This is a genomic window from Bordetella hinzii LMG 13501, from assembly GCF_001548475.1.
Taxonomy (GTDB): Bacteria; Pseudomonadota; Gammaproteobacteria; order Burkholderiales; family Burkholderiaceae_B; genus Bordetella; species Bordetella hinzii.
The window spans coordinates 12665-28332 of the sequence record NZ_LRUJ01000006.1 but is presented as its reverse complement, the minus strand read 5'-3'; the positions used below and the strand labels follow the sequence as shown (position 1 = coordinate 28332).

General features: G+C 63.6%; 10 protein-coding genes. 5 read left to right on the top strand and 5 right to left on the bottom strand.

Annotated features, from left to right (window positions below):
- Positions 1 to 152: 152 nt before the first annotated feature.
- Positions 153 to 599: a carboxymuconolactone decarboxylase family protein gene (locus AXA74_RS05665; RefSeq protein WP_029580638.1), complete on the bottom strand. Its 447-nt coding sequence runs from the start codon at positions 597 to 599 to the stop codon at positions 153 to 155.
- Positions 600 to 755: 156 nt separating this feature from the next.
- Here AXA74_RS05665 and pdxR point away from each other — a divergent pair, with 156 nt between their 5' ends.
- The 3 genes from pdxR (at position 756) to AXA74_RS05650 (ending at position 5166) form a co-directional block, all read left to right on the top strand.
- Complete coding sequence (pdxR, locus tag AXA74_RS05660; RefSeq protein ID WP_032955720.1) at positions 756 to 2174, top strand: MocR-like pyridoxine biosynthesis transcription factor PdxR; 1419 nt, start codon at positions 756 to 758, stop codon at positions 2172 to 2174.
- 304 nt (positions 2175 to 2478) lie between these two features.
- Positions 2479 to 4410, top strand: a complete 1932-nt coding sequence (locus tag AXA74_RS05655) for an ATP-dependent nuclease (protein WP_032979653.1) — start codon at positions 2479 to 2481, stop codon at positions 4408 to 4410.
- A gap of 129 nt (positions 4411 to 4539) precedes the next feature.
- Positions 4540 to 5166 carry a tyrosine-type recombinase/integrase gene (locus AXA74_RS05650; protein WP_032979654.1) on the top strand — a complete coding sequence of 209 codons (627 nt, stop codon included), beginning with the start codon at positions 4540 to 4542 and terminating at the stop codon, positions 5164 to 5166.
- 415 nt (positions 5167 to 5581) lie between these two features.
- On the opposite strand, the gene AXA74_RS05645 is transcribed toward AXA74_RS05650, so the two are convergent.
- A complete protein-coding gene (locus AXA74_RS05645; protein ID WP_032979655.1) occupies positions 5582 to 8566 on the bottom strand; it encodes a TrlF family AAA-like ATPase in 2985 nt (994 codons plus the stop codon).
- Positions 8567 to 8803: 237 nt separating this feature from the next.
- Between AXA74_RS05645 and AXA74_RS05640 the strand changes: the two genes are divergently transcribed.
- Positions 8804 to 10054: a hypothetical protein gene (locus tag AXA74_RS05640; protein WP_032979656.1), complete on the top strand. Its 1251-nt coding sequence runs from the start codon at positions 8804 to 8806 to the stop codon at positions 10052 to 10054.
- Positions 10055 to 10396: 342 nt separating this feature from the next.
- Here AXA74_RS05640 and AXA74_RS05635 read toward each other — a convergent pair whose 3' ends face one another.
- A complete protein-coding gene (locus AXA74_RS05635) occupies positions 10397 to 11587 on the bottom strand; it encodes an MFS transporter (protein WP_032979657.1) in 1191 nt (396 codons plus the stop codon).
- 93 nt (positions 11588 to 11680) lie between these two features.
- On the opposite strand from AXA74_RS05635, the gene AXA74_RS05630 reads away from it, so the two are divergent.
- Positions 11681 to 12550 carry an AraC family transcriptional regulator gene (locus AXA74_RS05630; protein ID WP_048940613.1) on the top strand — a complete coding sequence of 290 codons (870 nt, stop codon included), beginning with the start codon at positions 11681 to 11683 and terminating at the stop codon, positions 12548 to 12550.
- On the opposite strand, the gene AXA74_RS05625 is transcribed toward AXA74_RS05630, so the two are convergent.
- Positions 12525 to 14624, bottom strand: a complete 2100-nt coding sequence (locus AXA74_RS05625) for an acetate--CoA ligase family protein (protein WP_032979659.1) — start codon at positions 14622 to 14624, stop codon at positions 12525 to 12527. The genes AXA74_RS05630 and AXA74_RS05625 overlap by 26 nt on opposite strands.
- A complete protein-coding gene (locus tag AXA74_RS24765) occupies positions 14621 to 15667 on the bottom strand; it encodes an acyl-CoA dehydrogenase family protein (RefSeq protein ID WP_060833141.1) in 1047 nt (348 codons plus the stop codon). The genes AXA74_RS05625 and AXA74_RS24765 overlap by 4 nt, the downstream gene beginning before the upstream one ends.
- Position 15668: the final 1 nt, after the last annotated feature.

Below are 15668 nucleotides of genomic sequence, written 5' to 3'. Positions count from 1 at the left end.
GGCGTCGCTTTACGGCCAGATGCGGACGCTCGTAAGCGGTTTTCCAAAGCGGCCCTTCGCGCAGCTCAGACTGAAATGCATCATCGACGCCTAGGGTTCTGCACTCTTCGAGCCCGTGAAGCATCACTTCCAATCTGCGTGTGGAAACCAGATCACGACTGAGCAGCGACAGGAACTCGAAATGGCGCTCCCAGCCGATTGAACGCGTTCATCGCGGCGATCGTGATCGTGAGGTCAACCAGATCCTTGGGCGCGAATTGTGCCGAGGCGGCGGCATACGCCTCATCAGACGCGTGCGTCTCGCTGACACGGGTCACCTCCTCAGCCCAGGCCAGCGCGGCGCGCTCCTGCTCAGAGAACAAATGGTGCACCTCGTCCCATACCGGTACCAAACTGATCTTGTCGATCGACATGGTTTTTCTTAGATCGCGACTGTGCATATCGATGCAGTGTGCGCACCCATTGATTTGCGAAACGCGGAGGAACACGAGGTGCACGAGTTCCTCCGGAAGGTTCGTCCTTCTCGTGACGTAGTGGTGGATACCGAAAAGTGCCTTTGCGCCTTCAGGTGCGATCTCTTGCCAGTTCAAACGGGTCATCACTGTCCTCTGCTGTTGTTTATGATTGTCGAATCGCGGCCAGCGCGCCCCGAAGGCCGCCGATCAACTTCGACCGAGATCCATGTCATAAGCAGACGTTACTACACCGGCTGTTGGAGAAACAGGCCCAAAAACTGCCGAAACGACTGACCCAAGATGACTGACTTAAGTAAGTTCGATGCACTGTCGATTCAGGTGGACCGAGCCGCCGTCGCGGCAATCGGCGACCAGATCCATGCGAGCCTGCGACAGGCGATCCTCGACGGCCGGCTTGCGCCAGGACAGCGTTTGCCTTCCGGTCGAGACCTCGCCGCGCAGCTTGGTGTCGCGCGCGGCACCATCCGCGTGGCATACGATCGGCTAATCGCCGAGAACCTGGTATTCGGCGCCGGACCCGCTGGAACGCGCGTAAGCGCTCGGCCGCCTACCATCGAAGCGGTCGACGCCTTGCCAATCGACAGACCTTTGGCGGCTTTCAACCGTCCATTTTCGAGCGCCCCACGGCCGTTCCAAATGGGCGTACCCGCTCACGACGCGTTTCCGGCCAAGCTCTGGGCCCGCATGCGAGCGCGAGCCCTACGCGACGACGCGATCACTGACACGGCCTACGCTGACCCGCGAGGCGAACCCGTGCTGCGGGCCCAGATCGCGAGCCACCTTGCCATCAGCCGGCAAATGCAATGCCATCCCGATCAAATCATCGTCACCGGTGGATACCGGCAGGGCCTGCTGCTTGCCCTCACGGCGCTACGCGCTCAGGGGCGCAAGGCGTGGATCGAAGAGCCAGGTTATCCGCTGGGTAGGCGCGGGCTCGAGCTGATCGGCGCCACCCTCGAACCTGTGGCCGTTGACGCCAAGGGGCTGCGCGTGGACGATGGCATCGCCCGGGCCCCAGACGCCCTGCTGGCACTGGTCACCCCAGGCCAGCACGCACCGCTAGGCGTGACCCTATCGCGCGCACGAAGACACGCCTTGCTCGACTGGGCGGCGTCAAGTGGCGCCTGGATCATCGAAGATGACTATCTCGGAGAACTTCAGCTCGACGGTCGGGCGGCACCGGCCCTCGCCTCAGGCGCAGGCGCCGAGCGTGTGATTCACATCGGGTCGTTCAGCAAAACGCTCAGTCCGGCGCTCGGCCTCGGTTTCGTCGTCGCCCCACGTTCGCTGGCGGAGCGTCTGGTCGAGGTCGCCGCCGTGTTGGCCCCGGCTCCGAACCGGATCGCCCAGTTGGCTGTTTCGGAGTTTCTATCCAATGGGCACTTCCTGCGGCACCTGCGGCAGATGAAGGCTCTCTATACCGAGCGCCGCAACCTCGCGCTAACGCATGTAAACAGACTTCTGCCGGGCACGCTAGCGGCTGGCCTGGGCGTAATCGCACCGCTCCCACAGATTGCCGACGACATCGCCGTGGTGCGTGCCGCCCGCGCACATGGCCTCGCGCCCTCGGCGCTCTCCGCTTGGCACCTTAGCCGCGGGCACGCGCAACGTGGCTTGCTACTCAGCGTGACCAACCTACACCCCGACAACATAGAAACCGCATGCGCGACGCTTGCAAGAATCGTTGCATCTCATTAAATCGTGGGCCGCATATCCCCGTGGATCATGCACCCGGCGTCGGAGCGTCCGGTTCTCGCGGATAGTGACCTCTGCGGTCGGCGGCGAAGTTTCGCCGACGGCCACGACCTGCCGGTGCAGAACGGCAGGTCTCCGGCTCTTCAGCGTGGCCGGCGATGCCTCTTGGCGGCTCGGTCTCAGTCAGTGGCCCACGATGCCGCCATTAGCCTTCTAGTGTTCCAGCCGATTTATATCTCGCAGCCATGGCTTGTTGGCAAAACGCCACTTGGTGACCATAATCTGCCTTACAAGAAAGGGAGAGGTCATGCGAATTCGCAAAGTTCAGATTAGCAATCTGAGAGCCATTGCTGACGCGACTGTTGAGTTTGACGACTACACCTGCCTGGTCGGCGCGAACGGCGCGGGCAAATCGACTGTCCTGTTTGCCCTCAATGTCCTGTTCCGCGAAACCGACGCGCAGGGCAATCCCCTCACCGTCTTGGCGGAGGAGGACTTCCATCGTCGAGATACCAGCAGGCCCGCCTCGGTGACCGTGTGGTTTGACCAGCTGTCTGCCGAGGCGCAAGAAGACTTCAAGGACTACTACCGAAACGGTTTCCTGGTCGTCACAGCTGCAGCTACCTTCGATCAAGCGAAGGGCAAAGCCGAGATCAAACAGTTGGGGCAACGCATGGCGATGGCCGAGTTCGCAGAGTACTTCGGACGAAAGGGCGACGGTGCCAAAGTTGCCGAGTTGAAAGAGCTCTATACGGGCTTGCGTGCCAAGTTTCCGGATCTCAATGCAGCTACGACCGGCCCGGCAATGGAGGATGCACTGCGTACCTTCGAGGCAGCCAGGCCAGACTTGTGCACCTTGATCCCAAGTGAGGATCAGTTTTACGGAGCGACCAAAGGGCAGGGCCGACTCCAGCGGCATATCCAGTGGGTGTACGTGCCCGCGGTGAAGGACGCGAGCACGGAGCAGGCGGAGGGAAAGGCGACGGCGCTGGGCAAGCTGCTTGCGCGTACGGTGCGTGCCAAGGTCAACTTCGCCGAGGGATTGAGCGAGCTCACGCTGGCGGCCCGGCGCAGCTACCAGCAGCTCCTTGACGAGAGCCAGGAGCAGCTGTCGGAGGTGTCTTCGGCCTTGAACGCTAGACTCGCCCAATGGGCACATCCGGAAGCAAGCCTCCGGCTTCAATGGCATCAGGATTCGGAGAAATCCATTCGCGTCGAAGATCCGTTCGCGCGAGTTCTGCTGGGCGAGGGCGAGTTTCAAGGTGAACTGGGTCGCTTCGGCCATGGTTTCCAGCGCTCCTATCTTCTTGCCCTGCTGCAGGAACTGGCCAACGCCGACACCGGCAGCGGTGCGCCCAAGCTCATCTTGGGTTGCAAGGAGCCTGAGCTGTATCAGCACCCGCCGCAGGCGAGGCATTTGGCGGGTGTTCTCCAAGAACTGGCCAACACGGGTTCGCAGGTCATGGTGTCGACTCACAGCCCCCTGTTCGTCGGCGGCGATTCCTTCGAAAGCGTCAGGCTGGTGAGGCGCGACGCGGCTTCCCATGCGACATCTGTTTGCCAGCCAACGCTGGCTACCATCGGCGATGCGATTGCGCACGCACTCGGCGAACAGCCTGTCGCAGAACTGGCGACGCTGTCGAAGATCTATCAGCTTCTTCAGCCCCAACTGGCCGAGATGTTTTTCACGCAACGCCTGGCACTAGTAGAAGGCATTGAGGACTGCGCGTACATCCATGCATGGTTGGCGCTCAAAGACCGCCTGCTGGAGTTCCGTCGGTGCGGCACCCACCTGGTGCCTGTAGGCGGAAAGAGTGAGTTGTTGCGGCCGGCGGTTATCGCTCGGCACATGGGCATACCGCTGTTCCTGATTTTTGATGCCGACGGCGACAAGATTGCGAACGAAGCCCATCGGCGAAATCACGAGCGCGATAACAAGTCTCTCTTCCGGTTTCTGGGTGTTGACGATGCGAACTTGTTCCCTGACGAAACGCTCTGGTCTGGCACGCATGCGATCTGGCCCAAGGAGCTTTCCGACTGCGTCGATGCGGATCTCCGGCAGTCCCTCGGCGATGAAGTGTTTGAGGCGGTGAAGAACAAGGCAGCTGTGCGTTGCGGTCAAGCGTCGGGCGCTAGAAAGCACACGATGATGGTGGGCGCGAAGCTCGCCTATGCTGTAGACGCGGGCGCGTCGTCACCTACGTTGGACCGACTATGCGATCAGCTGATCGCGTTCTAGCAGTTGCAGTCGGGTGCGGAGTGACCCCTTTGAGGCATGAAGGCCGAAGGGCTGACTGGCCGCTCAGGGTCGGATAGCGACCCTCCGTAGGAGCACACTGAATCTCCCTTTACGCGAAAGGAGATTGACATGGAATCCGCGAAAGTCACCGTTGGCCGTCGTGTGCCATGGAACAAGGGCAAACTTACCGGGCAGAAGCCACCTCTAAAGCTAGGAGAAATTTGGGCAATCCGAACGAGACTGAAGATGGCGTCCAACGTCCGGGAACTCGCAATGTTCAATCTCGCAATCGATAGCAAGCTTCGAGCGTGCGATCTCACGCGATTGCAGGTGCAGGACATACGTCACGGAAGCCATGTGGCCGCGAGAGCCACCGTCATGCAACAAAAGACCCAGCGTCCGGTTCAATTCGAGATAACGGAGCAAACCCGTGAGAGCCTTGAAGCATGGATCGAGGCGCGAGGACTAAAGGCGGCGGATTTTCTGTTTCCGAGCCGCTTGCATACGTCACCGCATCTGTCGACGCGGCAGTACGCCCGGATTGTGCATCGCTGGGTCGCGTCGATTGGCCTCGACGATACCGCATATGGCACCCACACTATGCGCCGTACAAAAGCCTCGCTGATCTACCGCCGGACGAAGAATCTTCGGGCTGTGCAGCTGCTGCTCGGGCATACGAAGCTGGAAAGCACAGTGCGCTATCTCGGCATCGAGGTCGACGATGCGCTTGAGATGGCAGAGCAAACCGAGGTTTGATGCATCCCGGCCGGCGAGCGGTCGCTTGCCGGCCACGTCCGGCCGTTCAATCAGCGATATGGTCGTGCAATCGAAAGGCCATTCAGCTCAATTAAGCGACGCTGAGCACGCCGCGTGTAGGTCCGGCTGAACGCAGGCGGCCTACGCTGATTTGTTCGTGAGCCGTCGGTGGTGAGGCCATGACGGTGCCATCGAACGTCCGCACTGGATACTACGGACCCATGTCACCAAAGGGTATGCGCTGGCATACGTAACAAGATCCAAAGTACGAAGGTCAACGGCGGCACGTGGAGCCTTGTTGCCTTTTCTCTCGGCACCGACTGAATAAATGGCCTTGGTTATGTGTCTCGCGTCGCGCCGAGTTCGACAAAATCGGCATGCATATCGGGTGGTGCCATACCTGTCGTCATTCTGATCAGATGGACACCCGCAATCGCCTGGCGCGCTCCTTGAAGGCACGCTCGCCACCTTCAAGGATGTCACAGACATGCTGCCGGATTTGCGGGTTTTCGAGGCTGCCACTCTCGTAGGAAATGATCGGCAACCGACCAGACCTGTGCGGCCCGCATTGAGCGACGATCACTTGATCCGCATCGGTATTCACGACAAGGTTGGCGTTGTGAGTCACGATAATGATCTGGCGCCGTTTCTTGGCATCGCGGAATCGATGCACCAGTTCCTGAAAGATGGATTGCGGGTCTAGATTTTCCTCGGGCTGGTCGATAATGAGCGGCCTGTCGTCTTCCGCGTCGATAGCGAGGTACAACAACAACAGGACAATGCCCCGGGTACCGGGCGATAACTGTTCGATATTGACGCCGTCGTATTGCAGCCCATAGCCGACCGTAATGTGGTCGGTGCTGTACAGCCAGTCCGATATGCTGCGCGCCCATGCGCGGAAGTCCGCGTTCTCGGGCATATGCGTCTTAAGTGCGGCTTCCTTGGCCTTGACAAAGTCGAAAAGCGCTGTGGCCGCCTCTGTCGCGCTTCCCGTCTCCCATGCCGCCATCAACCCCGCGCGTGCCGATCGCAGCAGTTCGCCGCGTCCCTTGAAGGGACCATTGGTACGCAAGTCGAGCAGGCTCTCGCCCTTGGCAGCCCATTGCTCGAGGTCGACGATTCGACGGACCGAGAACGACAATTTCGATAACGACCCTTCGGCTTCATCGATACGCGTTTTGATTGGCGCGTACAGGTCCGCGAGCTCATTCTCTTCTTCCACGATGGCCTCAAAAATGCCGGCGTACGCGGTGCGTCGAGCATTGACGAGTGCCCGGATCCGTTCATCAGCCCCCTGAATGCGCTCGATCTGCTGGACCACCTTGGCCCATGCGGCCTCCGCCTTGGTAATCTTGTCTGACAACGTCGAGAAGCGTTTGGCGTTCTGTGCGTCGACGCCGACTAGATTACGCAACCGAGCCAATTCCCGCTCAAGCAAGGAAAGCGTCTGATCGGCGAGATTCATATGTGCGGGAATCAGTTCGACGGACGGGTCAGGATTGTCCTGAACCGCTGGATCGGTTTCCGCGGGCCCTTGTAACGAAGCGATTGACAGGTTCGCCTGTTTGATTCGTTCCGTTAGCAGGGAGTCGACTGGGCCCACGTAGTCGAGTTTGAATGCCTCCCAGTCTGCGACGCTGAGGCCTGCATGTTCGCGCTCGTCTTTCAGATCGGTCAGTAGGGACGGCGCCTGTCGGAGCCGGAAGTCACTCACGTCATCCTTCAGATGCAGTAGTGCTTGATGCCGGCGCTTGGCCTGGTCCACAAGGAGCCGTTTAGCATCGACCGCCAGCGACACTTGCTCATGGCGTTTCGCACGTTCCTCATTGCCCTTAGCGACCAGCGACTTGCGATCGATTTTGTCCTTTTCGATCGCGCGTTTCCTTTCGTCCCTGTCTTTCTCCAGCGCCTTGAGACCGTCCTTCTTGACGCGCTCGTCGGTGAGATCCGTGGAGGCCCTAGTCAGCGCCTCTTGTTGGCGCTCGCGCTTCTGGCGTGAGCCCTCCAGACGGATGTCGAGCAGCTCTTTGAAAGATCCGGCCCCCTGCCGATCCGTTGCTGAATGAGCATTGAAGATCACCCGCTCAATCTCGATGACGAGCGCGTCGTTCAGGCCTTCCGCCGAGCAAAGTTGATCCACGAACTGTTGCGATAGGTACTGGACATACGGCGTGGCCAGCAAGTCCTCCATGTCGGCTTGAGCGAGTTCGTTGCCGGTCTTCTCACCTGATGCCCATCGCAATTCGGCGTAGCTGTCACCTAGGTACTGCTTGGCGCGAAGGATGAAGGAGCGTTCGTTCAGATGCGGGGAGAGCGCCAGGCCACCTGCCGCAATCAGATCGGCCAACGCGGTTTTGCCGGAGCCTCTCGCCCCGATCACCGCGACCAATCCCGCGTTCAAATCAACGGCACCGTTTGCAATCCAGGGCGCATTTGTCACGGACACGGAGTTGATTGTGTGACTGTCCAGCGCGCCGCGGGGTGGCTCTGCTCCGATGAAAACGCGCTCCTCGGGTTCGATGCAGGTCTGGCGTAAAGAGTCGAACGTCAGGTCACCCTTGATCCAGCAGCGGCGGTCACCATCGGGCAGCCCTGCTTTGATGAGCGAATGAGCATCCGACCCGTGCAAGCAGGGCTTACATCCGTTGTACTGGCTTTCGAGCTCGCTGACCGAAGCAGATTCCTTGCCCAGCCAGAACCGGATCTGTTTGGGATTGGCGCTGAAGACGATATGCGCCAGGCCCTCGACGTTTTTTCTCTGCGCAGCGAATGACGCTGTTGCATCCCGCAGACCCGACGTGCCGTCCTTTTCTCCGCCGGCCACGGCGATCAGGGCGTTCTTCTTTATCCATTCGTTTTTTGCCAATGCCTGTCTGAGCTGGTCGAAGTTCACCTTGAACTGGTTGGCGCCTTCGGATCGCGCCGCCTCGTCGTCAGTCAGTGTCGGATTGTGGGCTCGGCCTAGACGGATGAGGTCGCTGCGCTGGCAACGATAGGACTCCCCCAGATAGGAGAACTCGAACTCGAGGAGGAAGCGCTTGATGCGCTCGACATGGTCGGTATCCTGCGGCGAGAAGAGCAGGTGGATGTTGACCGCCGAAGCCTTTGCGGTTTCGATGCCCAGGCGCAGCTCGACATTAGGGAAGATCAGACCCACACCAGGCATACGGCCGCGGCGCTTCTCCCCCACAACCTGTTCGTAACGCTCGATACTAAAATAGTCGGTGATGCCTAGGGCGCGAATGGGTGGGCTTGAGGCTTCAATGGCGCCGAGAAACGCTTCCCATGGATCTGTGCCGGCATACTGGTCGTTCAAAGCGGTGCCGGGTGTATGGATGTGGGGGTCCCAGCGATGCCAGATCGAACCTCGCTTGCTTTGCACATCGTAAACGTCGGTCATACGGTTCTCAGCGGTGTTCTTGTGGCGGCCTCAGCCGAGTCGCACGAATTCGGTGCGATCTCATTGCGGTTGCCGCGAGGGGGCTTTACTCCGAATGCCGAGAATATAAGCTATTTTCCCAAACTGGCTTAATTTTCCCGATCACCTTTATGCCCGCTGATGGCACGAAGCGTTTCGGAAAAATAAGTTCGTTAATTCCATGACTACGACCGCGGACTGACTCGACTAAGGAATCGAATGGATCTTGAGAATCTCGACATCGCAGCTGATAGGACAAGGAAGCGCTTTTTTGATCAGATATCAAGCGGATCAATTGCACTGGATGGCGTGATGTCCCCGCTGACGCGCGAACTGGCCAAGCGTTTCGGAGCGGAAAACGTTGACATGACTTTCGGGTGGGCATGTACCCCCGTGGATTGGGTCTGTCCCGCCTGCGGACGGACCAAGTCAGAGATCGTCCGATTGAACACGAACGGCGATCTGATGTGTCGGCTAGTCGAGCACCATGATCACATGAAAGACCTCGTCAAGGACGAATTCGAGCGTCAATGTAAATTGCAGAAGACTATCGTCGCTGACGAGTTTGCGAGGCGATTTGCGACACGCGCGTCGCAGATGATCTCAGCGTACGACAATGCGATCATCTGTGACGACTGCAACGCTGCGGACCCTAAGGCCAAGGGTGCGGTGGGTACCCATAAGGAGTTCTCCTTTTCCCCTCAGGAGATTAGGCGTTTCGTGAGGCCCCAACCCAATGTTCCGCACGAGATCGACGTGGAGGAGGCTGCGCGTATCTGGCAAGTTAACGAGGAAACGTTCGCGCTACGACTAAAAATTGTAAAACGTATCGCCGGTATCGCCGCGACCAACACGCATTGGTATCAGGAACTGCCCTACGGCCAACGGGCGGAAACGATTTACCGCCAAGCCGAGTACTTGCAAAGACAGTATGGTGTTCCCGGGGCGCTCTATGAGCTGACGGGCAACAAGCGGCGATCACCAACCCAGGATCTGAGTGCATGGCGACGCGTCAAGCATAAAGGCCTGCGGGCGGGGCCCCGTCCCGAAGACGTGGCCTATCTCGCGAAGTTCTCCTTCAACCAGCATTGGAGCGCGGTGGAGGAATCTTGGCGGTGTCCGTCCTGCGACCGGACGAAACGACAAACAGTGCGCAAATCCAACAAGGGCGACTGGATCTTTCTTTTGTCGGACCGCTCCTTCTACGCGCCTGATAAACGGTATGGCAGTGAGCGAGCCGTGGTTTGCGGCGACTGCGGCCTGTTGGCGTCCAATCTCGGGAAGGAAGCATGTCAGGGCGCCAAAGCCGCCACAGCAAGTAACTATGCGCAATTTCTATCGGTATCGGAAATAGCGCTCGTTGTAGCTCCGCAACCCCATGCCAGGCATAACGTCAAGAATGACGTGGCCGACAATCTGATGATGAGCCTCATCGAGCGGGTAAGACTGCTTGAGCAGCATGACGATTAACATGCGGTGCACCGTACTCAGTGGGATGACGGTGCGAATTGCAGCTATTGGCGATACCAACGTCGCGTAAGCAAGGTCCGCACTCCCGCTATGTCGCTCATCATGTTGACTGCCCGAACGACCGTTGTACCCCTAAAACCGGTCCGAAGTTCGCATGGCACAGAGAGTCCGAGATGGGTCGAAAGCGGACAGGTTAAAGGACAGGCAAGTCTCCGGCCGATGTACTGCACGGTTGATCGGTTTCTCATCCAAAAAAGGCGAGCACCTAGCTAGCAACACATCGACGCGCCTCCCACGATCGAACAGGCTAACGTTATTCCTTCGACTGTCCCAGGAAGAACCCTAGCTTCGCGATCCGCCGGCGGGGGCCGCCGCCTGCCCCAACAGGCGCGCGCGGCCGGCCAGCGCGCCGAAGCCGGCCACGGCCAGGCATAGCGCCACGCCGATGGCCAGCGGCCGGTCCCAGCCCCGCGACCAGGCATGGGCCTTGCCCGCCAGCAAAGGGCCGCTGGCGGCCAGCAGATAGCCCAGGCACTGGGCCATGCCGGACAGCGCGGCCGCGGTGCGCGGATCGGCCGCGCGCAAGCCCATGAACATCAAGGCCAGGATCAGCCCGGCGCCGGAGCCCGCGCCCAGGCAGAACGCCCACAGCGGCGCGAGCGCCGGCCAGCAGGCCAGGCCCAGCAAGGCCAGCGCCATCAGCAGCCCGCTGCCGGCCGCCAGCGCTTTCTGGTCCTTGCAGCGGGCGACCAGCGGCGCGAGCACCAGCCCGGGCAAGGCGCTGGCCAGCTGCATCACGCCATGCACGGATCCGGCCGCCGAGGGCGAGAAGCCGGCATCGGCCAGGACGGTCGGCAGCCAGGCCACCGTGGCGTAGTAAAGGGTGGAATTCAAGCCCATGAAGAGCGTGAGCTGCCAGGCCAGCGGGCTGCGCCAGACCGGCGCGCCCGGGCCGGCGGCGGCCTGCACCTTGATCGCGGGGCCGGCCAGCTGCGCCCGCCAGGCCAGCATGGCCGCCAACGGCAGGAGCAGCAGCACGCCCAGGGCCAGCGGCCAGCCCCAGTGCCGGGCCAGCGGGACGGCGCTGGCCGAGGCCAGCGCCGCCGCGCCGCCCATGGCCAGGGCGCAGGCCGAGGTCACGGGCGCCACCTTGGCCGGAAAATCGCGCTTGATGATGCTGGGCAGCAGCACATTGCCCAGGGCGATCCCCACGCCGGCCAGCAGCGTGCCGGCATAGAGCGCGGCCGCCGGGCCCGCCGAGCGCAGCAGGATGCCGGCCGCGATCACGGCCAGCGCCGCCAGCAAGGTGCGCTCCAGGCCGTGGGCGCGGGCGATGGCGCCGGCAAAGGGCGAGACCGCGCCAAAGGCCAGCAGGGGCAAGGTGGTCAACAGCCCCGCCTGGGCCGGCGACAGGCTGAATTCGCCCTGCAACAGCGACAGCACGGGCGCCACGGCCGTGATCGGCGCGCGCAGATTGGCCGCCACCAGCAGCAGGCCGGCCAGCAGCCAGAGGCCGCGGGATTGATTCGACATAAAAGACTCAAAGCAGGAAAACCGACAGCCTAGCCTGCCCCGGGGCTTTCTGGATTAAGCTATGGCGACAATAAATCGCTGAATCCTGCCAAGATGTTTATGTTTCCGGTGCGCACGGTGGGTCTGGCCCACTCGCTGCGCGATGTCGATATGGACGCCGTGCGCGGCCCGGCCGTCGGCATGCGGGTCGAGGTCTCCGACATCAAGCGCGAAGTGCCGGTGCACCAACACCGCCAGGGCCAGCTGGTGCTGGCCCTGAACGGCGCGGTCATCTGCGAAGTGGCCGACGCCCTATGGATGGTGCCGCCGCATTGCGCTGTCTGGGTCCCGGGCATGCTGCCGCACAGCATCCGCGCCACGGCCAACGCGCGCCTGGCCTATCTCTTCGTGCAGCCCGGCGCGGCGGCCCTGCCCGCGCACTGCTGCACGCTGGCTATCACGCCCCTGGTGCGCGAACTCATCCTGGACATGGCTGCCCAGCCCGCCGACTACCCCGCCGACAGCCCCAGCCACCGCAAGGCCGCCGTCCTCCTCGAAGAGCTGGCGCGGATGCCCCTGGCCACCCTGCACCTGCCGGTCTCGCAGGAGCCGCGCGTGCGCCGGATCGCCCAGCGCCTGGCTGAGCATCCGGCCGACCGGCGCACGCTGGCCGAATGGGCGGGCTGGGTCGCCATGAGCGAACGCTCCCTGGCCCGTCTCATCCAGGCCGAGACCGGACTGAGCTTCGGCCGCTGGCGCCAGCAGATCCATCTCATCGAAGCGCTGCGCCTGCTGGCCGCCGGCCGCAGCGTGCAGCAGGTCGCCGGCGCCCTGGGCTATGACTCGGTCACGGCTTTCATCACCATGTTCAAGAAAGCCCTGGGCAAGCCGCCGGCGCGCTACTTCGCCGAGATGGGCCGCGAGGGCCCGCCCGCGCGGTCCTCCGGGCGCGCCGGCCTCAGTCCGCCGTCTCGTTCAGCGTGATGAGCGCATCCAGGCAGACCGCGCCGTCGGGCCGTATCACGAAGGGATTGACGTCGATGCCTTGCAGGGCCGCGCGCCAATCCACGGCCAGATAGGACAGCCCGATCAAGGCCTGGCGCAGGACCGCGGTGTCCAGCGCCGGCTGGCCGCGCCATCCCTTGAGCAGGCGCGAGGCGCGCACCGCGCCGATGAGCGCCTCGGCGCCGGCCTCATCGAGCGGCGCGCTGGCGAAAGCCACGTCCTGGAAAAGCTCGACCGCCACGCCCCCCAGGCCGAACATCACCATGGGGCCGAACAGCGGATCGATATGCACCCCCAGGATGGTCTCCGTGCCGGGGCGGCTCATGGGCGCGACCAGCACGCCGCTGATCCGCGCCCCGGGGGCATGCTGCCGGGCCCGCGACAGCAGCGCATCGTGGGCGCGCTCGACGGCCGCCGCATCGCCCAGGCCAAGCATCACGCCGCCGATCTCGGTCTTGTGCGCAATGTCGGGCGAGGCAATCTTGGCCACTACCGGAAAGCCGATCTCGCGGGCCGCGGCCACCGCCTCGGCCGGCGTGGCGCACAGGCGCTCGGGCAGGATGGGCAGGCCGTAATGGGCCAGCACCTGCTTGGCGCGAAGTTCGTCGAAGCGCCCCCCGGGCAGGGGCAGCGCGGGCGGCCGCGCCGAGGGCGCGGGGCCACGGGGCGCGCGCCAGCGCCCCGCCAGGCCACATAGCGCGCCCACGGCCGCCATGGCCCGGCCGGGATCGGCGAAAATGGCCAGCCCCGCGGCCTCCACTTGTTCGCGCGCCGGTTCGCTGTGCGGGCCGACCAGCACGATCAGCCGGCCGGGATGCTCCCGGCGCAAGGCCGCCAGCGCGGCCAGGATGGGAGCGAAACGGCGCTCGTCGCAAGGAATCTGGGCCAGGTAGAGGCAGAGCGTGGACCAGGCCGTGCCGCGCAACAGCAGGCCGGCCAGGCCGGCGATGCCGTCCTTGACCGCGCCGATCTGGGCCGTGGTATCGAGCGGATTGTCGCCGATGGCAAAGGGCACCTGGGCGCGCAGGCTCGCCGCGAGCTCGGCCGGTATCGGCGGCAGCTCCACGCCGTGGCGCTCGGCATCGTCGGCCATGAGCACGCCTATCCCGCCGGAGACCGTGAGCACGCCCGCCTGCGCGTTGGCGGGCATGGAGAACTGCGTGCACAGATAGGCGATATCGAGCATCTGCTCGATGGTCGCCGCCCGCCAGGCGCCGCACTCGCGCACCACGGTGTCGAACACGCGGTCGTCGCCGGCGATGGCGCCGGTGTGCGTGGCCGCGGCCAGCTGGCCGCGCGACGACGCGCCGACCTTCATGAGAATGACGGGCTTGCCGGCGGCCGCGGCCTTGCGCAAGGCGCCGCGCAGCACATCGCCATCGCGGCAGCCTTCGATGGCCGCGCAGATCACGCGGGTCTGCTCATCCTCGGCCAGGAAATCGATGGCCTGCGCCACGTCCACGTCCGCCTCGTTGCCGGTGGCGACGATGCGCGCGATGCCCAGGCCGCGCTGGATGGCCTGCGCATAGGCGCAGGATCCGAAGGCGCCGCTCTGCGTGGCGAAGCTGATGCCGCCCGGCCGGGGCGACAGGGCTTCCAGCGCGGTCGAGAAGGTGGCGTGGAAATGGTTGCGCACGCTGACGATGCCCAGGCAGTTGGGGCCCAGCAGGCGCACGCCGTGCTCGCGGGCCAGGGCCAGCAAGGCGGCCTGCCGCTGGCGGCCGGCCTCGTCCTCTTCGGCAAAGCCGGAGCTCAGCACCTGCACATGGCGCACGCCCTTGGCGATGCAGTCGCGCAAGGCCTCCCCCGCCGCCGCGGCGGGCACGATGATGAGGGCATGGTCGACCGGACCGGGCACATCGGCCAGCGCCGCATAGGCCTTCAGGCCCTGCACCTCGCCGACCTTGGGATTGATCGGATAGATCTGGCCGGCGTATCCGGCCTCGCGCAGAAAGCGGATAGGGCGTCCGCCCAGTTTGTCGGGATCCGTCGAGGCGCCGATGATGGCCACCGAGGCCGGATCGAAGAAAGGCCACAGAGGATGGCGGTTCATGCGGGACTCCCGGCCAGCAGGCCATGCAGGCTGCGCCGATGTCGCAGCGGATCGGTATGGAGCAAGGTGTTGGCGATCAGGCGGGTGGCCAGGCGGGCGGCCGGCATTTCGCTAGTCATGCCCATGCCGCCATGCAGCTGGATCACCGTCTCGGCAAACGGCAAGGCCTGCTCGCCCATGTACAGGCCCAGCAGATCGAAGGCGGTGTTGTCCGCGGCATCGAGCGAGCGCAGCGTGGCCTGCAGGAGGCTGGCGGCCGTTTCATAACGGATGTACAGGCGCGCCACTTCATGGCGCAGCGCCTGAAAGCCGGCCAGCGCCTGGCCGAACTGTTCGCGCTGCGCCAGGTAGGCGATGGTCTGGGCCAGGGCCGCCCCCATGGCGGCGACCGTGTCGGCCGCGCCGGCCGCCACCCCCACGCGCCAGCCGGCCTCCTTGGCCGCCGCCGCCGGCGCGCCGAGCGCCAGCACGCCATCCACGGCAAAGCGCTCGAGTTCACACACCTGCAGCGTCCGCCCGTCCATGGAGCGGTAGGGCCGCGCGCAGTCGCGCAAGCGCCGGGCCGCCGCCCAGGCCAGCAAAGGCCCCTGCCCGGTGCGCGCGGCGAGCAGCACGTGGCTGCAATCCTCGTCCAGCGACATCGCCGCCGTGCTGCCTGACAACCGCCAGTCCTGGCCGTCGCGCTCGCCCTGCAAGGCCTCATCGTCCAGGCCGCTGCCCAGCTCGATCACCGCCGCGCCGCTGGCCAGGTCCATCAGGAAGCGGTCCACGTCCGCCTGGCCGGCCAGCTTGGCCAGCAGGGCCGGCACCACGCCGCAGCGGCTGATGACAGGCAGGTTCACGCCCTGTCCCGCCAGGCCCTCGACAATCGCGGCCAGATCGGCGAACCCGCCGCTGGCGCCTCCCTGCGCCTCGGCCACCAGTACGGCGTTCCAGCCAAGCTCGCGGATGCGCGCCACAGGCGGACAAGCCTCGGCCTGGGCCAGGCGCGAGGCGCTTTCCGATAGCAAGCCGGGAAACAGCAATTTGGGTTGGAACGACATG